This window comes from Providencia sp. (assembly GCF_003533305.1).
Lineage (GTDB): Bacteria > Pseudomonadota > Gammaproteobacteria > Enterobacterales > Enterobacteriaceae > Providencia.
This window is the reverse complement of sequence record NZ_DOEH01000005.1, coordinates 1-22,605: the sequence shown is the minus strand read 5'-3', so window position 1 is coordinate 22,605 and position 22,605 is coordinate 1. Positions and strand designations below refer to the sequence as shown.

Annotated in this window: 19 protein-coding genes; 8 read left to right on the top strand and 11 right to left on the bottom strand. The window is 39.0% G+C overall.

Translation table 11 applies throughout. From position 1 onward, the window contains the following. Positions 1-5: 5 nt before the first annotated feature. The 8 genes from ftsL to leuO all read right to left on the bottom strand — a co-directional run bounded on the left by ftsL (position 6) and on the right by leuO (position 9,045). Positions 6-326 carry a cell division protein FtsL gene (ftsL, locus tag DD649_RS01345; protein ID WP_294102617.1) on the bottom strand — a complete coding sequence of 107 codons (321 nt, stop codon included), beginning with the start codon at positions 324-326 and terminating at the stop codon, positions 6-8. Next, positions 326-1,279 carry a 16S rRNA (cytosine(1402)-N(4))-methyltransferase RsmH gene (gene rsmH, locus DD649_RS01340; RefSeq protein WP_294102616.1) on the bottom strand — a complete coding sequence of 318 codons (954 nt, stop codon included), beginning with the start codon at positions 1,277-1,279 and terminating at the stop codon, positions 326-328. Before rsmH ends, ftsL begins: the two co-directional genes overlap by 1 nt. A gap of 2 nt (positions 1,280-1,281) precedes the next feature. Beyond that, entirely contained in the window at positions 1,282-1,740 is a 459-nt protein-coding gene (gene mraZ / locus DD649_RS01335) for a division/cell wall cluster transcriptional repressor MraZ (protein ID WP_294102614.1), read from the bottom strand. 697 nt (positions 1,741-2,437) lie between these two features. Then, positions 2,438-3,448 carry a catabolite repressor/activator gene (gene cra / locus DD649_RS01330; protein WP_294102857.1) on the bottom strand — a complete coding sequence of 337 codons (1,011 nt, stop codon included), beginning with the start codon at positions 3,446-3,448 and terminating at the stop codon, positions 2,438-2,440. Positions 3,449-3,532: 84 nt separating this feature from the next. Continuing rightward, the gene (ilvN, locus tag DD649_RS01325; protein ID WP_336428699.1) at positions 3,533-4,024 is read right to left on the bottom strand and encodes an acetolactate synthase small subunit; all 492 of its coding nucleotides are present in this window, start codon (positions 4,022-4,024) and stop codon (positions 3,533-3,535) included. 2 nt (positions 4,025-4,026) lie between these two features. Next, positions 4,027-5,754, bottom strand: a complete 1,728-nt coding sequence (ilvI, locus tag DD649_RS01320) for an acetolactate synthase 3 large subunit (protein WP_336428697.1) — start codon at positions 5,752-5,754, stop codon at positions 4,027-4,029. A 290-nt stretch (positions 5,755-6,044) separates the two neighbouring features. After that, entirely contained in the window at positions 6,045-7,877 is a 1,833-nt protein-coding gene (locus DD649_RS01315) for a long-chain fatty acid--CoA ligase (protein WP_294102610.1), read from the bottom strand. Between the two features lie 208 nt (positions 7,878-8,085). After that, the gene (gene leuO / locus DD649_RS01310; protein ID WP_294102608.1) at positions 8,086-9,045 is read right to left on the bottom strand and encodes a transcriptional regulator LeuO; all 960 of its coding nucleotides are present in this window, start codon (positions 9,043-9,045) and stop codon (positions 8,086-8,088) included. A gap of 916 nt (positions 9,046-9,961) precedes the next feature. Between leuO and leuA the strand changes: the two genes are divergently transcribed. The 7 genes from leuA to DD649_RS01275 all read left to right on the top strand — a co-directional run bounded on the left by leuA (position 9,962) and on the right by DD649_RS01275 (position 18,935). Then, the gene (gene leuA / locus DD649_RS01305; protein ID WP_294102605.1) at positions 9,962-11,542 is read left to right on the top strand and encodes a 2-isopropylmalate synthase; all 1,581 of its coding nucleotides are present in this window, start codon (positions 9,962-9,964) and stop codon (positions 11,540-11,542) included. Positions 11,543-11,544: 2 nt separating this feature from the next. Continuing rightward, a complete protein-coding gene (gene leuB, locus DD649_RS01300) occupies positions 11,545-12,636 on the top strand; it encodes a 3-isopropylmalate dehydrogenase (protein WP_294102603.1) in 1,092 nt (363 codons plus the stop codon). Between the two features lies 1 nt (position 12,637). Then, entirely contained in the window at positions 12,638-14,041 is a 1,404-nt protein-coding gene (gene leuC, locus DD649_RS01295) for a 3-isopropylmalate dehydratase large subunit (RefSeq protein WP_294102601.1), read from the top strand. A gap of 12 nt (positions 14,042-14,053) precedes the next feature. Beyond that, the gene (gene leuD / locus DD649_RS01290) at positions 14,054-14,656 is read left to right on the top strand and encodes a 3-isopropylmalate dehydratase small subunit (protein WP_294102598.1); all 603 of its coding nucleotides are present in this window, start codon (positions 14,054-14,056) and stop codon (positions 14,654-14,656) included. A 513-nt stretch (positions 14,657-15,169) separates the two neighbouring features. After that, on the top strand, positions 15,170-16,837 hold the full coding sequence (sgrR, locus tag DD649_RS01285) for an HTH-type transcriptional regulator SgrR (RefSeq protein ID WP_294102596.1): 1,668 nt from the start codon (positions 15,170-15,172) through the stop codon (positions 16,835-16,837). 610 nt (positions 16,838-17,447) lie between these two features. After that, positions 17,448-18,131, top strand: coding sequence for a DNA mismatch repair endonuclease MutH (gene mutH, locus DD649_RS01280; RefSeq protein WP_294102595.1), 684 nt, complete (start codon positions 17,448-17,450; stop codon positions 18,129-18,131). 84 nt (positions 18,132-18,215) lie between these two features. Then, entirely contained in the window at positions 18,216-18,935 is a 720-nt protein-coding gene (locus tag DD649_RS01275; RefSeq protein ID WP_294102592.1) for a TerC family protein, read from the top strand. A gap of 16 nt (positions 18,936-18,951) precedes the next feature. On the opposite strand, the gene DD649_RS01270 is transcribed toward DD649_RS01275, so the two are convergent. Continuing rightward, positions 18,952-19,191 (bottom strand): helix-hairpin-helix domain-containing protein, encoded by a 240-nt coding sequence (locus DD649_RS01270; protein ID WP_294102591.1) that lies wholly within the window; start codon positions 19,189-19,191, stop codon positions 18,952-18,954. A gap of 189 nt (positions 19,192-19,380) precedes the next feature. Here DD649_RS01270 and DD649_RS01265 point away from each other — a divergent pair, with 189 nt between their 5' ends. Continuing rightward, positions 19,381-20,250, top strand: a complete 870-nt coding sequence (locus DD649_RS01265) for an alpha/beta hydrolase (RefSeq protein WP_294102588.1) — start codon at positions 19,381-19,383, stop codon at positions 20,248-20,250. A gap of 136 nt (positions 20,251-20,386) precedes the next feature. Here DD649_RS01265 and DD649_RS01260 read toward each other — a convergent pair whose 3' ends face one another. Together DD649_RS01260 and speB are read right to left on the bottom strand one after the other, a co-directional pair. Beyond that, positions 20,387-21,166 carry an acetoin reductase gene (locus DD649_RS01260; RefSeq protein ID WP_294102586.1) on the bottom strand — a complete coding sequence of 260 codons (780 nt, stop codon included), beginning with the start codon at positions 21,164-21,166 and terminating at the stop codon, positions 20,387-20,389. 338 nt (positions 21,167-21,504) lie between these two features. Continuing rightward, entirely contained in the window at positions 21,505-22,434 is a 930-nt protein-coding gene (gene speB / locus DD649_RS01255; RefSeq protein WP_294102583.1) for an agmatinase, read from the bottom strand. Positions 22,435-22,605: the final 171 nt, after the last annotated feature.

Here is a 22,605-nt window from a genome sequence, read left to right as displayed (position 1 = left end):
TTTTATTATTGTTTCGAAACAATAATATTTTCTTGAGATGGTTCAACATGAACCATCTGTAATTTTTCAACTGATAAACGCTCTACACGGCTATGATTCGCTAGCGCATTCTCTTCCAAAATCAAGTTTCGCCATTCTATATCTAACGAATCTTTTTCTTCGTATAACTTGTCTTTTGCCGCCGTCAATAAGCGCGTTTCATGGGCTGTCGTCACCACAAATACCGCGCTTATTGTGATTGCGGTAAGCAAAAGTAATGGAATAATGCCGTAACGAAATAAATCACGCCCAATCACTTTTGCCAGACTGTGTCTTTCAGGAGTCATTATTCTACTGCTCTTGCGGCAAAGCGTAGAACAGAGCTACGAGCGCGTGGATTTTCTTCAATTTCACGCTCTGATGGCTTCATTTTGCCAAGGTCACGCAATTTTGCCGCGCCAAGTAGTTTAATTTGCGCTTCAGTCAATGGAATACCCGCTGGCACACTGGGCCCTTTACTGTTTTGACGAATAAATCTTTTCACTAATCTATCTTCCAAAGAGTGAAAACTGATCACCGACAAACGCCCCTCAGGTGCTAAGACTGACATCGCCCCATTAAGTGCTTTTTCTATCTCTTCCAATTCGCTATTAATGTAAATTCGAATAGCTTGGAAACTTCGAGTTGCAGGATGCTTATGTCTATCTTTCACTGGGCTCACTTTCGCAATAAGTTCCGCAAGGTGGCGCGTGCGCGTTAATGGCTCAGCTTCAGCATCATGATTACGTTCGACAATTGCGCGAGCAATACGTCTTGCAAATCGCTCTTCACCAAACGTTTTTAACACCCAAGCAATATCATCGGCTTCTGCTGTCATCAGCCATTGCTGGGCTGATTGACCTTTCGTCGGGTCCATACGCATATCTAATGGACCATCACGCATGAATGAAAATCCTCTTTCTGGATCATCTAATTGCGGTGAAGACACGCCTAAATCCAGTAAAACTCCATCAATTTTGCCAACCAAGCCTTCTTCTTCAACATAATTAGCGATATCAGAAAATGGGCCATGCTTAATCATAAAACGAGGGTCATCAATAGCCTGAGCAGCTTTAATCGCTTCAGGATCGCGGTCTATTGCGATAAGTTTTCCATGCTCATTTAATTGGCTTAAAATAAGGCGAGAGTGACCGCCGCGTCCAAATGTGCCATCTATATAGATACCATTTGGTTTAATATTCAGACCGTTAACTGCTTCATCGAGCAGAACTGTTACATGTTTAAATTGTGGCTGTGTCATTATTAAAGTGATAAATCCTGTAAACGGGCTGATAGTGGCTCTTCCGTAAGACGCTCAGCGGCAATGTCATTTTCCACCTGCTGATACCACATTTGTTCATCCCAAAGTTCAAACTTATTGATTTGGCCTACCAGCATGACCTCTTTTGTTAGCCCTGCATGTTGACGCAGTGTGTTAGCTAGCAAAAGACGTCCGGCGTTATCTATCTGACATTCACTGGCGTGACCAAGTAAGAGGCGCTGTACTCGTCGTTCTGCTGGATTCATTGTTGAGAGCTTTGATAGTTTTTCTTCAATGATTTCCCACTCAGGTAAGGTGTATAGCAATAGGCATGGCTGGTGAAGGTCAATGGTGCATACCATTTGCCCTTTCGATTCCTCGCTCAGCATTCCTCGATAACGAGTCGGCACGGTTAGTCGCCCTTTGCTGTCGAGATTAACCAGTGTAGCCCCACGAAACATACCCGATTTTACCCCTTAATTTCCTAGCTACCCACTTTACCCCACAATTCACCACTTATAAAGTTTACGAAGTGTATGAAAACGTTGTCAAGCCAGACGCTCTCAGCTTTAGCTTTATTTACAGAACAATTTTGAAAAGATAAAATCGGGTAATATTCAATTAGAGCGTAAAATAAGAAATAACAAGTTGATATAATTAACTTATTTATTAAGTGCCATTAAAATTACTCCAAATATATTTAAACGCTCAAAAAACACACAAACCAGCCTAAATGTTATATAAGTCTCATTTTTAATTCGCTTATTTCATCGGGGTCCTGAACATTTAACGTATCAACTAACTACACTTAATTAACTATAATAATCAAAAACACCACACAGAAAAATAAACTCAATAAATTTCAATTGATTAACTAACTGTTTTAATAGACAGTATTATATGGATTATTAGTTATCTATTTTATTTTTCACGTAAGTTAAATAAACTTAAATTAAATTTATTTATTCATTTAGTTTCGTTTAAAAAATTACAGATAAACATATTAAGATAATTCCTAAAGTTAAATATTTACCTATTTTTAGCATGAAAAAAAAAGACCCCTACTCAGTAGGGGCCGATATATTACTAATAATCGTGATCAACATCACTAATTATTCAACGTGTTTTTTTTGAATGCACAAAGTTACGTCGATTTTTTTATTGTTTTCGACCTAAACTTCCGCGGCGGCATAAATCTCGACGAATGCGAGTAATACCCGGTTCTGGTTTTTGTTTCTCATCAAGACTTGCTAAAACCAATTCTAAAATGCGCTCAGCAATATCACGATGACGTTGTGCCAGAGAAAGGACAGGACAACCTAAGAAATCAAGTAGCTCATTATCGCCAAAGGTTGCTATTACCATATGTTCAGGCAAGCGCCCATTGCGCTTCAAGGCAACATCGAGTACACCTTGTAATAAAGAAAATGAGGTCGTAAATAATGCATCCGGCATTTCATTGCCTTTATCCAGCCAATTTGCGAACACATCAGCAGCTGAATTACGCTCATAACTATTAGCATAAATGTAATCGACTTCCCGCGGATCACCTTGCCATCCATTACGAAAACCTTGTTCACGTAAATAACTGACTGACAACTCAGGTAACGCACCAAGATACAATACAGATTCAGCTGGAAATTTACGCAACTCAGTTGAAATCATAAATCCATCTTCTTGGTCATCACCCACAACACTAATAAAGTGTTCTTTTTCAAGTGCTCTATCAAGTGCAATGATAGGTAATGAACGATTGGCCCAGCGCTGATAAAACGGATGTTCAGGAGGCAATGCAGTGGAAACAATAATCGCGTCAACTTGACGCTGAAGAAGATGTTCAACGCAGCGAATTTCGTTATCAGGTTGGTCTTCTGAACAAGCAATCAAAAGCTGATAGCCACGCTGACGCGCTTGTCTTTCAAGGTAATTCGCTATGCGGGTATAGCTTGTATTTTCAAGATCGGGAATAACTAACCCAATAGAACGAGTTCGGCCCGCGCGCAACCCAGCAGCTACTGCATTTGGATGGTAATTGTGTTCTCTGACGACCGCCATCACTTTTTCAACAGTTTTATCGCTGACTCGATACTGCTTGGCTTTGCCATTGATCACATAACTAGCCGTTGTGCGGGAAACACCTGCTAAACGGGCTATTTCATCCAGTTTCACGTTAACCTCTTTACCATATTGGGGATAGCCCCGAGTCATTCGGGGCTTTACACAACTGTATTCTACCTTTGGATGATAAATTTTTCATCGCATAATTTTATCACCACGAGAAACACCGACGATCCCTGAGCGGACAACTTCAACAATTTCAGCAACGCCACGAACAGCTTCAAGGAAAGCATCCAGTTTATCGCTTGTACCCGCTAGCTGAACGGTATAAAGCGTGGGCGTCACATCAACGATTTGTCCACGAAAAATATCAGCACAGCGTTTTATCTCATCACGACCATAACCTGAAGCTTGTAACTTCACTAACATAATCTCACGCTCAATGTGCGCAGAGGCTGTTAATTCGCTGACGCGCAGTACATCGACCAATTTATGCAATTGCTTTTCAATTTGCTCAAGAACCTTAGCATCACCTTTGGTTTGGATGGTCATTCGTGACAATGTTGGATCATCTGTCGGTGCTACCGTCAGGCTTTCAATATTGTAACCTCGTTGAGAAAACAGGCCAATAACACGAGACAATGCACCTGATTCATTTTCTAATAGTACGGATAAAATACGACGCATGATCAGGTCCTCTGTGTTTTGCTCAACCACATTTCATCCATTGCACCACCGCGGATTTGCATTGGATAAACATGTTCTGTTTCATCAATATTGACATCAACAAATACCAAACGTTGATTTTCGTTCACTTCAACCAAAGCTTGTTTTAGTTTTTCTTCAAGCTCATCAGGAGATTGAATTGAAATCCCTACATGACCATAAGCCTCGGCAAGTTTAATAAAGTTAGGCAAAGATTGCATATAAGATTGAGAATGACGGCCTTGATAAATCATATCTTGCCATTGTTTTACCATGCCAAGAAAACCGTTGTTCAAGTTAAGCACTACCACTGGCAAACCATATTGCAATGCGGTTGAGAGCTCTTGAATATTCATTTGGATACTGCCATCGCCCGTCACGCAAATGACCGTTGATTCTGGGTGTGCTAATTTAACCCCAAGCGCAGCGGGTAGTCCAAACCCCATCGTACCTAACCCCCCTGAATTAATCCAACGACGCGGTTTATCAAAAGGATAGTAAAGTGCGGCAAACATTTGATGTTGACCAACATCGGAGGTGACATAGGCCTCCCCCTTCGTTAAACGATAAATAGTTTCTATCGCTTGCTGAGGCTTAACTTTGGTTGGATTTGTTTCATAGCTCAAACACTTTTGGCGACGCCAATCTTCAATATCTTTCCACCAATCTGCCAACGCTTGCAGATCTTGTGAAGACGACGATTGATCCAACTGACCAATCATTTGTTTTAATGCTAATTTAGCATCACCAACAATCGGAATATCCGCATTAACTGTTTTCGAAATTGACGTTGGGTCGACATCAATTTGAATAACAGTTGCATTTGGGCAGTATTTCTCTAGGTTGTTAGTGGTGCGATCATCAAAGCGCACGCCTACCGCGAAAATCACATCCGAATTATGCATGACCTTATTTGCTTCAAAAGTACCATGCATACCTAACATACCGACGGACTGCTTATGGGTTTCAGGAAAAGCGCCAAGTCCCATTAAAGTTGAAACAACAGGTAGTTGTAATTTTTCCGCTAGTTCAATGATTTCAGCAGTACAACTTGCATTAATCGCACCGCCACCAATATAAAATACCGGTTTTTTTGCCGCGACTAATTTAGATAACGCTTTTTTGATCTGTCCTTTATGTCCCTGTAAGGTCGGATTATAAGAACGCAAAGAAATAGATTCAGGGTAACGATAAGGAAATTTAAACGCAGGATTAACCGTATCCTTTGGGAAATCGATAACCACAGGTCCTGGGCGACCACTCGCCGCAATATAAAATGCCTTTTTAATAGTTTCAGGGATTTCTTCAGCACTTTTAATTAAAAAACTGTGTTTAACAATCGGTCGAGATATTCCCACCATATCGCATTCTTGGAATGCATCATTGCCAATTAAAGAACTTGCAACCTGCCCAGATAAGATAACCAATGGAATTGAGTCCATGTAGGCTGTAGCAATACCGGTAATTGCGTTTGTTGCACCAGGGCCCGATGTGACCAGTACTACACCAACATCTCCCGTTGAACGAGCATAGCCATCTGCCATATGTACAGCAGCTTGCTCATGGCGCACTAAAATATGTTCTACGCCACCAACAGTATGAAGTGCATCATAGATATCTAATACCGCACCGCCTGGATAACCAAACACGTGCTTTACTCCTTGGTCAATCAAAGACTTGATGACCATTTCAGCTCCCGACAACATCTCCATGAGTTTGTCTCCAGACTAGTTTTGCAAGTTAACAGAGGTATGAATTTCCTCTTTAATTTTTATCATTTAAACACAGTAATTAAGGCTATTAACATATCGCTCTGGCTGAAACGACGCAAACATCATTTCTGTACAAAGTGTGTTAATTTTTCACATTGTCTTTATCATTAATAATAAATGGATTTATTGACTAAACATCAAGTAAAAGGAAGGGTAAATCACTATTAAAAGGCCAAAAATAGCACAAATAAAAGCCGGATAAGTGGTGATATCCGGCTTTTATAATGCAATTACTCTCGATACATTGACTCAATTTCAATTTGATAACGCTCAGAAATGATTTTCCGGCGCAATTTCAGCGTTGGTGTCAGCTCACCTTTTTCCATAGAGAAGTTAACTGGAAGCAACGTAAAACGTTTCACTTGATGAAAATTTTCAACATTTTTTTGTAATTCTTTTAAACGACTTTCAAATAATGCGACAATATTCGAATCTTTCAGTAACTCAAGACGATCGCGATATTTCAAGTTAATTGAGTTCGCATACTCTTCAAGACTTTCATAACACGGCACAATCAATGCAGAAACAAATTTACGTGCATCCGCAATAACGGCTATGTGTTCAATAAATTTATCTTGACCTAATACGCCTTCAATAACCTGTGGCGCAATATATTTACCGTTAGAGGTTTTCATCAGATCCTTGAGCCTATCAGTAATATATAAATTACCATTTGCATCAATTTTACCGGCATCCCCTGTTTTCAGCCAACCGTCAGCAGTAAAAGTATCAAGCGTTTCCTGTGGACGATTATAATAGCCTTTCATTACAACAGGCCCTTTCACTTGAATTTCATCGTCTTTACCAATACGGACAGAAATTGCCGAAAGCGGTGTCCCAATAGAACCTAATGGATATTGCCCCTCTTCCCAGCAAGAAACTGTCGCACAGGTTTCAGTCATGCCGTAGCCGTACTTTATGTTCACGCCAGCCGCAAGGAAAAAAGCTATCACATCATCATCAAGGCGAGCGCCAGCCGCTGGCATGAAACGAATCCGCCCACCGAGACCTTGGCGAATTTTACTCAAAACTAACTTATCAGCAATGGGGTAAAAAGCACGGTTAAGTAATGATGGAGAATGCCCCTTAGAAAGGGCTTTAATTTTGTTCTTCCCTACAGATATTGCCCATTGAAATAATGTTCTGCGCAATAATGAGGCTTTTGAGACTTTATTTTGTACTGCGCTGAACACTTTTTCATAAAAACGAGGAACCGCACACATCACTGTCGGTTTAACATCAAGTAAAGCTTCTTTAACTAAATTGGTATCAGTTAGAAAAACGTTCAATGCCCCAGTATGCATGACATAGAAACTCCATGCCCGTTCAAAAACATGGGACAACGGAAGAAAGCTTAAGGAAATATCATCAGGCGTTAATTTTAGTCGATGATCATGAAGGTAAAGCTGTGCGGCCATGTTGTAATAATCAAGCATGACACCTTTAGGTTCACCTGTTGTGCCTGATGTATAGATGATGGTAAATAAATCGCTAAGATTATGCGCTGCGATGCGTTCATCAAATTCAGCTTGATATTGATTTTCAGTCAAGGACATAAATGTTGATAAATGCATTGAGGTAATCGCACTATCTATAAGTTCAACATCATCATTTAATACAACAATAGTCGTCAGCTGTGGGCATAAAGGCTGTAACTGGCAAGCAACGCTATATTGTTCTTGCGCGCCAACAAACAGAACTTTAATGTTTGCGTCATTAATAATGTACGCGGACTGTTCAACCCCACTCGTTGCATATAGCGGAACGGTAACGGCTCTAATTTGTAAAGCAGCCAAATCCACTAAAGACCAATTCATGCTGTTTTGAGCAAAAAGTCCTATATTTTCTTGAGTCGCGATATTCAAAGCAAGAAGATGACGGGCAATAGCAGATGTCTGTACGCCCACTTCTTCCCAAGTCAGTTCGCTCTGAGTTCCTTTATCCCATTGACTGAAAGCTATCCTGATCGCTGACTCTTTCGCATCAATTCTGCTACGTAAGCGATTAACCAAGTGGTATGGATATAGATTTTCAGTAATCAAAGTATATTTCCTATAGGTCATTATTGACTTAAGCCATTCGGTGCACTCACAAATAACTTAACCAGCTAATTATTTCAGCTTACATGTGTTAGCTGAATATCCGGAGTGTATCCATTTAAGAGAACCTAGGAAAGAAATAATATGTAAATTTTGTGCAAATGTTATGTCAGTTACAAAACTCACCATGATCGTCACCATGATGAGTAACTTATTGCAAATCTAAGCAGCGTTATTGTTGTTCAGAAAGTGCGGAAATCATCAGACAAAACTGTGTTTTCATCCACTGATGACCTTTGTCACGCGCCGTTGACTCATGCCACGTCAAGTAACATGGGCGCGTATTATCTTGCCAAGGTAAATCAATTGATCGCAACTGAAGTTGGTTTGCATGATGGTCAACAAGCCATTTAGGTGCGATTGCCATTAAATCAGTTTGAGCGACAATATTTAAGACACTACTTAAATCAGTGCCTTGATAACTGACTGTATGTGATAGTTCCGTATTATAATAATAAGGTTTACTAAAAGATCCCATATTATCCATTGACATGATTGCATGCCTTTCATTAATTAATTCATCTTGCGTTATAGTATTTCCAATTCGAGGATGATTATCTGCCACCACAAGTACCAACTCATCATTAAATAAAACATTATGTTGATACTCGGATTTTTCGAATTGATTATAGCCAAGAAAAAAATCTATCTCTTGGTATTTTAATTGATGAGCAATATTGTTATCTAAGAATGAATGAATAAAAACATTAATATTCGGCGATACTATTTTAAATTTATCAACAATAATAGCCGCCAAACGAATATCTAATGGTGAACAAATTGATAAATTAAATGCTCTTTCACTTTGTTTTGGGTCAAAACCGGCCCCCGGTAATTCATTATGAACTAATTGAAGTGCTTGCCTAACGGGCCCAAAAAGTTGTTTAGCGCGGGAAGTTGGCTGAATTCCTCGGCCATAACGTACAAATAGTTCGTCATTAAACATGGATTTCAAACGTGATACCGCATTACTTACGGCGGGTTGTGACATTCCCAACACTTGTGCTGCTCTTGTCACATTTTGCATTTGCATGACAACATCAAAAACCGTTAATAAATTTAAATCAACATTACGCAGATGAATATCGCTACTTTCTTTTTTTGCTGTTGAAATCGTTTCAAAATCAGTCATTTCATACTCCACTAAATATATTTATCATTTTTGATTAATAAAAAATAATTCATCAATACAGCATTGACGAATTGATAAATTCATTAAATATTATTCTTGAGATAGCTTATCGATGATAAGCTATTTCGCTTTCCCTGCATTTATTAAAACGACGTTTATATTATTTTATCCATTAATTAGATTCACAGTATAGATACCATCGTAAAACGAAAACATTCATCAGTGTAATGAGTTATAATAACGTATTTAAGCCATAACAACTCACTGTAAAATAATAAAACAATTTAAGAAATAAATCATAATAAATATCTTTCTAGCTTGCTAAACATACTCATTATCGGATTAATTTTTAATTATTCATTTATTAGATAATTAACTTAATTGAAGCCATTACCTAAATTAATCTATAGAGACCTTTCATCAACTTCCCAAAGAACCAAATTAAATAAAACACAATAAAATCAATAGATTAAATAAATACATAACGTGCACTACTTCACTAAAAGAATTTTACCCTTATTTTCACCGTTAAATATAGATGAAAACAGCATTAAAATTATGAAAATCAGTCACAATCGCTAAGCTAAGGGCGTCATTCATGTTCTGTAAAATTATGATAAAAATCTAAGATTGACATTAATATTAAGATCACGTATCTATAAATACAGATTAATTAAACGTTAAGTGAGAGACAGTTAAAATGACATTTTCTATCCGCCTACTAAGCCTACTACTACTCGCATCCAATATGCGCGGTATGCTTATGGACAGAAAATAACAGACACTGTCCACAAACATTAAAACCCGCGCAAAACGCGGGTTTTTTTATGCCTGCGGATTAGAAGGGAAAATAAATACCAAACTCGATACATACCAGATTCAATAAAAATAATATTCAGTCTATGAGGGACACAATATGAGCAACCAAGTCATCATCTTCGATACCACATTACGCGACGGCGAGCAGGCATTACAGGCAAGTTTATCAGTTAAAGAAAAATTACAAATTGCATTTGCTTTGGAGCGCCTCGGTGTTGATGTTATTGAAGCAGGTTTCCCTGTTTCCTCTCCTGGCGATTTTGAATCTGTACAAACCATAGCTCGTGAAATCAAAAATAGCCGTATTTGCGCACTGTCTCGTTGTGTTATCAATGATATCGATGTTGCTGCTGAATCTTTAAAAGTTGCAGAAGCCTTCCGTTTACATATGGTATTAGCGACATCTGCTTTACACGTTGAAAAGAAATTACGCAAAACTTTTGATGATATTGTTGAGATGGCAGTAGGCTCTATCAAACATGCACGCCGCTTTACAGATGATGTTGAGTTTTCTTGTGAAGATGCCGGACGTACTGATCCAGACCATTTATGCCGCATCGTTGAAGCGGCAATTAAAGCAGGTGCAACCACTGTAAATATTCCAGATACTGTTGGTTATACAACACCTTATCAATTTGGTGGCATTATCAAAGATTTGTTTAATCGCGTGCCCAATATTGATAAAGCCGTTATTTCAGTACACTGCCATGATGACTTAGGTATGTCAGTCGCTAACTCAATTAGCGCAGTCCAAGCAGGCGCACGCCAGGTTGAGGGGACAATTAACGGTTTAGGTGAACGAGCAGGTAATACGGCATTAGAAGAAGTGATTATGGCAATTAAATTGCGCGAACAAATGTTAGGCGTACATACCAATATCAATCACAAAGAAATTTACCGTACCAGCCAATTAGTTAGCCAATTATGTAATACCCCAATCCCTGCTAATAAAGCAGTTGTCGGCAGTAACGCCTTTACTCACTCATCGGGTATCCACCAAGATGGTGTGTTAAAAAATCGTGAAACTTACGAAATAATGACCCCTGAATCCATTGGCTTAAAAGAAGCTCAATTGAATTTAACTTCACGCTCAGGTCGCGCAGCAGTTAAACATCGTATGGAAGAAATGGGCTACAGCGAAGGCAAAGATTTCAAATTGGATGAATTGTATACTGCATTCTTAAGCTTAGCAGATAAGAAAGGCCAAGTTTTTGACTATGACTTAGAAGCCTTGGCATTCTTCGCTAAACAGCAAGATGAAACTGACCATTTTGTGATGGATTACTTCAGCACGCAATCAGGCTCAAGTATTGTTGCCACGGCTACAGTTAAAATGCACTGTGGCGAAAAAGAGATCTCCGAAGCGGCTACCGGTAATGGTCCTGTAGATGCGATTTATCAAGCCATCAGCAAAATAACCAATTACCCAATGAAATTAGTTTCTTATCAATTGTCTGCCAAAGGCCACGGTGAGAATGCATTAGGTCAAGTAGATATCGTTGTAGAATGCTTTAACCGTCGTTTCCATGGGATGGGTTTAGCAACAGATATCGTTGAATCTTCAGCAAAAGCGATGGTACATGTATTAAATAGTATCTGGCGCTCAGAACAAGTCGAAAAACAAAAACAAAAAATAAACCAACAAGAATCACAATCAATTACAAAGGAAGCTGTTTAACAATGTCTAAGAGCTATCAAATCGCCGTATTACCGGGAGATGGAATTGGTCCTGAAGTTATGGCACAAGCGAGCAAAGTACTAGATGCTATTAGCAAGCGTTTTGCTATATCTATTGAAACGAAAGAATATGATGTTGGCGGAGCCGCTATCGACCGCCATGGCAAACCTTTACCAGAAGAAACAGTAACAGGTTGCGAAAACGCCGATGCAGTATTGTTTGGTTCAGTAGGTGGCCCTAAATGGGAACATTTACCCCCAGATAGCCAGCCAGAACGTGGCGCATTATTGCCTTTACGTAAACATTTTAAATTATTTAGTAACCTGCGCCCTGCTCGTCTATATAAAGCGTTGGAAGCATTTTGTCCATTGCGCGCCGACATTGCTGCACAAGGTTTTGATATCCTTTGTGTTCGTGAATTAACTGGCGGGATCTATTTCGGACAACCGAAAGGTCGTAAAGGCGAAGGTGACGATGAATATGCTTTTGATACTGAAATTTATCATCGCTATGAAATTGAACGTATTGCACGTATTGCCTTTGAATCAGCTCGCAAACGCAGCAATAAAGTTACCTCAATTGATAAAGCAAACGTATTACAAAGCTCGGTTTTATGGCGCGAAGTTGTTAATACAATCGCAAAAGAATATCCAGATGTTGAAGTTAATCATATGTATATCGACAACGCAGCAATGCAAATGATTAAAGCACCTTCTCAGTTTGACGTGGTTTTATGTTCAAACTTATTTGGTGACATTATTTCAGATGAGTGCGCCATGATCACAGGTTCTATGGGAATGTTACCTTCTGCAAGTTTAAATGCTGACGGTTTCGGTTTGTATGAACCCGCAGGTGGCTCAGCACCGGATATTGCAGGCAAAAACATCGCTAACCCTATTGCACAAATTTTATCTGCATCCATGTTATTAAGATTTAGTTTAAATCAAACAGATGCTGCTGATGCGATTGAAAGAGCGGTAAATAAGGCTTTAGAGAATGGCTATCGCACCGGTGATTTAGCGGGAGATGGTGTTTCAATCAGTACCAGTGAAATGGGTGATATCATTGCCCGCTATATTGCAGAAGAGGTGTAACATGGCCAAAACTTTATATCAGAAATTATATGATGCCCACGTTATTCGTGAAGTTGATAATGAAATTCCACTGATTTATATCGACCGTCATTTGGTTCATGAAGTTACATCCCCTCAGGCATTTGATGGGTTAAGAACTAAAAATCGTCCATTACATCAACCGGGCAAGACTTTTGCCACCATGGATCATAACGTATCGACGCAAACTAAAGATATTAATGCATGTGGTGATATGGCACGTATTCAAATGCAAGAGTTGATGAAAAACTGCCAAGAATTCGGTGTTACCTTATATGATTTAAATCATGAATTTCAAGGTATTGTGCATGTTATGGGGCCGGAACAAGGTATCACTTTGCCGGGTATGACAATTGTCTGTGGTGATTCCCACACAGCAACGCACGGTGCATTCGGCTCATTAGCATTTGGTATCGGCACTTCTGAAGTCGAGCACGTAATGGCAACGCAAACGCTGAAACAAGCGCGTGCTAAAACAATGAAAATTGAAGTTGTCGGTAAAACCGCGGTTGGCATTACCGCGAAAGATATTGTTCTGGCGATCATTGGGACAACAGGTAGTGCAGGTGGTACGGGCTATATTGTTGAATTTTGTGGTGAAGCGATTACAAATTTAAGCATGGAAGGCCGTATGACTGTCTGTAACATGGCCATCGAATTAGGTGCAAAAGCGGGTATTATTGCGCCCGACGAAACAACTTTCAATTATATGAAAGGTCGTCAATTTGCACCAAAAGATCAGCTATGGGATGACGCAATCACATACTGGAAAACGTTAAAAACCGATGATGATGCCCAATTTGATAAAACCATTACTATCCAAGCGAATAGTATTGCCCCGCAAGTTACTTGGGGTACAAATCCAGGACAAGTGATTGCCATTGACCAATTGATTCCGGCTCCTGAATCGTTTACCGATCCAGTAGAACGTGCTTCAGCAGAAAAAGCATTAGCTTATATGGGATTAGAATCAGGTATTAAATTATCTGACGTGAAAATTGATAAAGTTTTCATCGGTTCATGTACTAACTCACGTATTGAAGATTTACGTGCCGCTGCGGTCATTGCCAAAGGGCAAAAAGTCGCATCAGGGGTTCAGGCGATAGTTGTTCCGGGATCAGGCCCTGTTAAAGCCCAAGCAGAACAGGAAGGTTTGGACAAAATATTTATCGATGCAGGTTTTGAATGGCGCTTACCAGGCTGCTCAATGTGCTTAGCGATGAATAATGACCGTTTAAATCCGGGTGAACGCTGCGCATCAACGAGTAATCGTAACTTTGAAGGTCGACAAGGCCGCGCTGGTCGAACACACTTAGTCAGCCCTGCAATGGCAGCCGCGGCAGCTATTAATGGCCATTTTGCTGACGTTCGTGATATTCAGGTTTAAAGGAGATAAATAATGGAAAAGTTAATTACCCATGTCGGCATTGTGGTTCCTTTAGACGCAGCTAACGTTGATACTGATGCGATTATTCCAAAGCAATTTTTACAAAAAGTTACCCGTACCGGTTTTGGTCAACACCTGTTTAATGACTGGCGTTTTCTTGATGAAGCAGGTCAAAAACCTAACCCTGATTTTGTACTGAATAAACCAGTTTTCAAAGGCGCGAGTATTTTATTAGCCCGTGAAAACTTTGGTTGTGGCTCCTCTCGCGAACATGCGCCTTGGGCTTTAACCGATTTTGGGATTCAAGTCGTTATCGCACCCAGTTTTGCTGATATTTTCTATGGTAACTCATTTAATAATCAATTATTGCCGATTAAATTAAACGAGCAACAAGTTGATGAAATGTTCAATTATGTCAACCACCATGAAGGTTGCCAGTTCACCGTTGATTTGGAAGCACAAACTGTCACCGCCGGTGATAAAACCTATCATTTTGAAATTGATAGCTTCCGCCGCCACTGCATGATGAATGGTTTAGATAGCATTGGTTTGACTCTGCAACATGTCGAACAGATTAAAGAATATGAGCAGAAGATCCCTACTTTTATGAATTAATACATCCCAAATATAAGCGTTCATACTCAATGGACGCTTTTTACTTCCCTATAATACCTAGCTATTACGTATTTTATTGCGCTTTCGCTTCAAAAATGCGGAATTAATCACGATTTCAATCTAACCCATCCAACAATCACTTCCCTATTAATTTCTTCGTGTATAATTGTCTTTGTCTTAAAAAAACAAAAACAAAAACAAATTAATACTAAATCTATCCTCTAAATAGTTTGTTTCACAGCAAGGCGGCAAACGAGGATATCTCAGGGAGCATACACTAGTATGTGACCTGAGTAGCCGAGTGAAGCCAACACGGCTGTGGAACAAAATATGACGAGGATATATGACGAGGATAAAAAAAACCGGCTATCGCCGGCTTGGTAATATATACCATTACTCATAAAGGGGGAGTTGCCTACAAGTTGTAGACCAATCGAGCTACTTACTGGAACCTATTATCACCCGATTCTAGGAAATTAATATTGATGTAATACTTGTCGGAGTTCCTCTTTTATGTCTAGCCCACGTTTACAGACACAATTTATTCGCCTTTGGCAAAATTTTCAGGGGCAAAATAGTGAGACCACATTGCAGCATATTGCGGACACTTTATTTTGCTCTAGGCGCCATGTTCGTACCTTGCTTAATAATATGCAGCGACAAGGCTGGCTGAGCTGGCAAGCGGAATCGGGACGAGGAAAACGCTCAGCATTACTTTTTCATGTCAATGGATTAGAACTACAACAAGCCCAAGCAGAACGTTTATTAAAAGATGAAAGTATTGATAAATTAGTTGCATTAGTCGGCGATAAAGAGACTATTCGTCAACTGGTTTTATCTGAGTTAGAGCGTAGTTATCGACAAGGTAAAAACCTGCTGCGTATTATTTATTATCGTGATTTCCCTATTTTACTGCCTGGAATACCGATTAGACGCTCTGAAATTCATTTAATCAGCCAAATTTTTAATGGTTTAATTCATATAAATGAGGAAAAAGGGGAAGTTGAAGATGGCTTAGCGCATCATTGGCAAAATCATAATGACAGTGAATGGCGTTTTTATTTACGTCCTGCTATCTACTTTCATCATGGTCGTGAAATGCTAGTCGATGATGTTATCCACTCATTGCTACGTTTGAAAAACGGTTGGCCGTTATTTTCACATATTGAATCAGTGACTTCCCCACAACCTTATGTCATTGATATCAAACTGAGTCAGCCTGATAAACAATTTCTTTGGCTATTAGGTAGCCCCCACGCTGCTATTTTGCCAAAAGAATGGGAAAGTATAGAGAACTTCAGTCAATATCCCATTGGTACAGGGCCTTATCAAGTCGAAAAAAATCTCCCTCAAAAGTTGTCGATCACCGCCTTCGACCGCTATTTTGGCTACCGCGCCTTACTCGATGAAGTCACTATTTGGGTTGTGCCTGAACTTGCAGAACAAATGGTTTGTTCCACATTAAAAATGGATAGTGATAAAAATAATAATAATTCGTTAGAAAGTCGCATGGAAGAAGGTTGTTATTTTTTACTCATGGATAAACGTTCTAAATTATTTCCACGAGAGGATATCCGCCAATGGTTATGTAGTTTTTTAACTCCAGTAAATTTATTGGCGCACTGTGAGCCTTATTATCAACGTCACTGGGCTCCGGCTTATGGATTACTACTGCATTGGCATCACAGTAAAATGCTCACTGCCCTTCCTAAACCTACCGATTTAACCGAGCTTACCGTTACGTTTTATAGCCATCATCATGAATTTATTGCGATCAGCCAAATAATGAAGCGAGTTTTGTACACTCAAGGCGTCGAACTCAAAATTAACATCATCGATTATAATGATTGGTTCAATGGTAATGCTGATAGTGATATCTGGCTGACAACCGCTAATTTTTTCAAACCACTTGAGTTTTCCATTTTTGCGACTTTGTATGAAATGCCCTTGTTACGTAAGTGCCTTGGGGAAACATTAGAAAATGAACTAAACCAATGGCGTAACAAAAAATTGGATATTGAATCATGGTGTAAAAGCTTAATTGATACGCACGTTTTTCACCCTATTTTTCATCACTGGCTAGAACTTCAAGGTCAACGCACAATGCGGGGCGTGAGAATGAATACTTTTGGCTGGTTTGACTTTAAATCAGCATGGTTTAAGCCCTCTGAGGATAATTAACAGAAATAGCAATAGTTATAAACAATAAAAGAGCGTAACAAGGATGTTATTCACTTTTTCTGTGGATATCTATGTTAACAACCAGATAGTAATCAGGGTATATCCCAATCCTCTATTTTTAGTACAGATACAAATAATAAAATTAATAATTAAAATTCAATAAGATATAACAAAAAAATCTTTTTTATCCACTGTTAGTTTTATCCTGAATTTTCTCCAAGACTTGAACTGAACAAAGATCAAACAATGTCTGATTTATCCACAACTAATGGGTTTAACTTAATCAAATTATGTGACAAAGTTCAAATAATCGCATCCGTCAAGCCTGTAAATGCACACAGTAATCACTGCTTTTGACAGTTATCCAGAAATCCTGTGGATAACCTAGTGCATGACCCTGTGATTATCTCGGGATGAAGTTGAATAACCCGAAAAATAATAAAATTTTCATTAACAAAATAAAGATTATATTCATATAAATCATGCCATTAAAAATAATAATGAAAAAGTGTTATACTCTATCCACATCGTTAATTATTTTTGATTAATTTTCATACAAAAATAATTCACAAAAAATAACTATCCCTAAAACATAACACTTAAAAATATTATGCAATTTACGTCACCACTACCGCCTGAAAATGAATCTATCCTAATGGATAGAGCGCGAGCGCTTGCTGGATATACATTAGGAGAATTAGCTCAAATGGCAGGGCTTCCTATCCCACCTAATTTAAAGCGCGATAAAGGCTGGGTTGGCATGCTCATTGAATATTTTTTAGGAGCGACGGCGGGCAGTAAAGCAGAACAAGACTTTGCCAATATTGGCATTGAACTAAAAACAATTCCCATTGACAGCCAAGGCATTCCACTTGAAACGACGTTTGTTTCTGTCGCTCCTTTAACAGGAAATAGCGGTTTAACATGGGAAAATAGTCATGTAAGGCGTAAACTATCTCGCGTTCTTTGGTTTCCCATCGAAGGAGAACGGCAAATTCCCTTAGCACTACGACGGGTAGCTAACCCATTAATTTGGAGCCCATCACCACTTGAGGAACAATTACTGCGACAAGACTGGGAAGAACTGATGGATTTAATTGTGCTAGGTAAAGTTGAAGCAATTACAGCGCGTCATGGTCAGGTACTACAAATTCGCCCAAAAGCGGCGAATAACAAAGCATTAACGGAGGCAATTGGTGAATTTGGCCAACCGATTTTGACCCTACCCCGCGGTTTTTATTTGAAAAAAGATTTTACAGCACCATTATTAGCAAGGCATTTTAATTTAAATTAACGAATCTAATTACCGCCTGTACCAAAACAGACGATAATATATCGCTATCACTGTTTAAAAATACTTAATTTTAAAGGTACAAAGATGTTTGAGTGGCTTCTTGATCCTCATGCTTGGATGGCATTAGCAACCTTAACTATTCTCGAAATTGTATTAGGTATCGATAATATTATTTTTTTAAGTATTGTCGTCAGTAAACTCCCCGCCCATCAACAGCACAGTGCTAGACGCATAGGACTGATTGCAGCAATGGCAATGCGCCTTGCTTTACTTGCCTCTATTGCTTGGCTGGCACGTTTAACAACACCATTATTTACCATCGCAGAACACATGGTTTCTGCTCGTGATTTAATTTTATGTGCCGGAGGTATCTTTCTTATCTGGAAGGCTAGTCAGGAAATTTTTGACACCATCGAAGGAGAAGAAGATAACTTTATACAAAAACCAATAAGCTCATTTTGGGCGGCTATTTTCCAAATTGCGCTGCTCGATATTATTTTTAGTTTAGACTCCGTCATCACTGCCGTTGGGTTGTCTGACCATCTATTCATCATGATGGCCGCAGTGATCATTTCGGTTTTAATTATGATGTTTGCCGCCAAATCAATTGGGGATTTTGTCGATCGCTACCCTTCTATTAAAATATTGGCATTATCATTTTTAATTTTAGTTGGTTTTACGTTGATATTAGAAAGCGTACAAGTTCATGTTTCTAAGGGCTACATTTATTTTGCTATGTTCTTCTCGATGGCAGTCCAAGTGCTTAACATTTTGCGCAGTAAAAAATGGAAAACTAGAGATTAAGTGTCAAAAAATAAAACTAATTAGCGGAAAGCTTAGCTGCTGCAATAGCACCTTCTACCGCTTTTTTAGCTTGAGGGCTATTTTTCCAACAACTTGAGCCTGTTAATGCTGCGCCTGAGATTAAAATCTCATCATACGAAGCCTCACTCAGCTGTTGCAATGAACTAAATCCCATTTGCTCAAGACGGCTAATAACCATGGGACCTACCCCTTTTACGGCTAATAAAATTTGCTTTTCAGATTCTGAGAATGCCATAGCACCACCTTTATCTATAAAATATTACTATTATGAAGATTAGATTTTGCATTTTACTTCTTTATTAATTTAAAATCGCTACTATCAACTTATCATTTGGATAAATGATAAGACTTACATTTTTCGCGACATTTAGAAAATAAAACTCATCGTGATGAAAGTGTGTTATCCCATTTTTAGGAATGTACAATGTATAAAAACAAGCTCACTAATACACGACAACTATCGATGAGTCTTCCAGATGGACGTAATTTGTCTTGGTATGAGTCTGGCCCTAAAAAAGGTTTCCCTGTTATCTTCTGCACAGGTGCAGGTATGAGTGGCTCCCTAGGGTTCGGCATTGATTTGCTTGAAGCTCTTAATCTTCGTCTTATTGTTCCTGAACGAGCAGGATTAGGCTATTCAACACAAGATCCACAAAAATCACTGAAAAGTTTTGCTGATGAAATTCAACTCTTATTAGCCGCTCAGCACATTCAAGACTTTTCAGTAATCGGTTTTTCACAAGGGGCGGTCTTTGCAATGGCATTGGCCCATTATGCTGCACCGGTTTCCCTTTCGCTTGTTTCGGGTCAAGACCAATTTGAATATCCGGCCACTAAGGCGTTACTTAGATCTGATATCATTAATATGCAAGAGCAAGCAATTAATACCCCTGAGGCTTTATCTGATTGGCTACTTAGAAATGTCACATCTCAATGGTTATTAGCTTTTATTCTTAATTGTAGTGCTGAAGTTGACCAAAATATTTATAGCGAAGATAGCTTTCTTCCTGCATACAGCCAATGTATGGAACATGCATTTAACCAAGGTAATCAAGGTTATATACAAGATTTATTGATCACACTTCAACCTTGGCAATTTGATCCTGAAGATATTCACTGCCCAGTTTCTCTATGGTATGGCAAATTAGATGTCAGCTCGGTTCATTCACCTGATTTTGGTCAAACACTGGCAAAACGCTTCCCTAATTGTGAATACCATTTATTCGCCGATGAAGGCGGTTCATTACTTTGGACACAAGCCAACGCTATTTTGCAATCGTTAATTTCGCGATAATGATTAACAATAAATTTAGTATATCGATATCAGATATCACACATACATATTATTAAAGATAGCCTGCAATAATATAGCCGTATCTTATCTATTTGATACGGCTATTAACATTAACCAAAATAAATATTCGTCTTAATTAACGGTAAACTATACCGCCATCCGTTAAGATTGATTGCCCTGTAATATAGTCTGAATCATCACTAGCTAAGAATGTAACCAGACCCGCAACATCTTCTGGTGTCTGCGCACGTCCTAATGCAATCCCTTCAACATATTTTTTATAGGTTTCACCTTTTGGTGTTCCGGTGATCTCAGAGAAGCGTTCATCAATCTCAACCCACATATCTGTCCCAACAATACCTGGGCAATAGGAGTTGACAGTAATACCTGCGCTTGCGTACTCTTTTGCAGCAGCTTGGGTTAATGCACGGACAGCAAATTTAGTTGCTGAGTAAACGCCAAGCATCGCAAAACCATCATGACCCGCAATCGAGGATGCGTTAATGATTTTACCTTTTTGCTTTCGCTGTATGAATTTTTCACTAGCCGCTTGAATCCCCCACAGGGTGCCATCGACGTTAATTCTAAAAATCAAATCCATATCTTCTTGGCGAACATCTGCGATAGGTTTTACTTGCGCAATCCCTGCGTTGTTGATCATCACATCAAAACCACCTAGTTGTGCCTCTGCATGAGCAACCGCAGCAAAAACCTCATCTCGTTGACTGATGTCGGCGGTAAATGTTGTCACTTTACGGCCTAGTGCTTCAATTTCTTTAGCTACATCACTAAGTTTGTCTTTATTCAGATCGACTAACGCAATATCTGCACCCTCTTTAGCCAAACGTAAGGCAATACCACGGCCAATACCTTGTGCAGCACCAGTCACTAAAATCACTTTATTCTTTAATCTCATCTCTCTCTCCACCTGAGCGATAGCCAAAACGGCTGATTAATACTTAATAATAAGTTAACAATAATGACAACAAGTTACAAAATAATAATTTTAAACCATAATTATTAATTAAAATGAAACATTAAACTAAATTAATTTTAATCTCTGTTTAATCACGATAGAAAAACAGTATCTGAGCGGAATGAGAAGAATTTAACGTTAATAATTAAGGTGATATAAACAAGCAAAAAGTGCGATTTATTTTATTTGGTAGATTAATTGTACTAATAGGCAGGACATCAGAAGATATTTAAAACAAAGGCCATCGGATTAAGACGGCCTTTACGTTATAAATAATATTATTTTGCTATTTTTTTAGCTGCTTGAATGTATAACATTTCTAATGCGATAGTTGCAGCTGCCAACGCTGTAATCTCAGATTGGTCATAAGCTGGTGCAACTTCCACTAAATCCATTCCAACGATATTCAATGATTGTATGCCACGCAACAATTTTAGTGCTCTGTCGGTAGTCAACCCACCAATAACTGGCGTTCCAGTTCCCGGTGCAAATGCAGGATCAAGGCAATCTATATCAAATGTCAGATAAACAGGCATATCACCGACGATTTGCTTGATTTGTGCAATCATGTCTTCAACGCCACGATCGTTAACCTGAGCAGCATCCAGTACAGTGAAACCATTATCAGTATCATGTTCTGTACGAATACCAATTTGAACAGAATGCTTTGGATCAATCAGACCTTCATTCGGTGCATGAAAAAACATAGTTCCGTGGTCAAATTTGCTACCGTTGCCGTAAGTATCGGTATGTGCATCAAAGTGGACTAATGCCATTTTACCAAAGTGTTTAGCATGAGCACGTAACAAAGGTAGAGTAACAAAGTGGTCACCACCAAATGTTAAGCATTGTTTACCTGATTCCAGTAATTTTTCGATATGTGCTTGCAGTTTATTACACATATCTTGTGCATCACCAAATGCAAATACTACATCACCGCAGTCTGCCACTTTCAAATAATCTGTTACAGAAAAATCCCACGGCCAACGTTTCTCTTCCCAAGCAAGATTGGTGGAAACTTGACGGATAGCAGCAGGACCATGACGGCTCCCCGCTCGTCCTGAAGTTGCCATATCAAATGGCACACCAGTAATGACCCAATCAGCATCTGAGCTGTATGGCTGAAAATTCAGAGGGAAACGCATAAAACCAAAAGCGTTAGAAACCAATGAATTATCGAACTGATTATCTAATGTACTATTAATCATTTCTGTTCCTCAAAGTGGACCTACCCGTTAGCAAGCCCTTTTAATATTTGGTTCGAGTAGTTTTACCTAATCAATTTCATTCAGTACAAATAATAAACAAACTATGTTTTTTTGCATAACCTTAGCTCTAAATAGTTCGAACTGTAGTTAGGCGGCAATTGAGGGCACCCG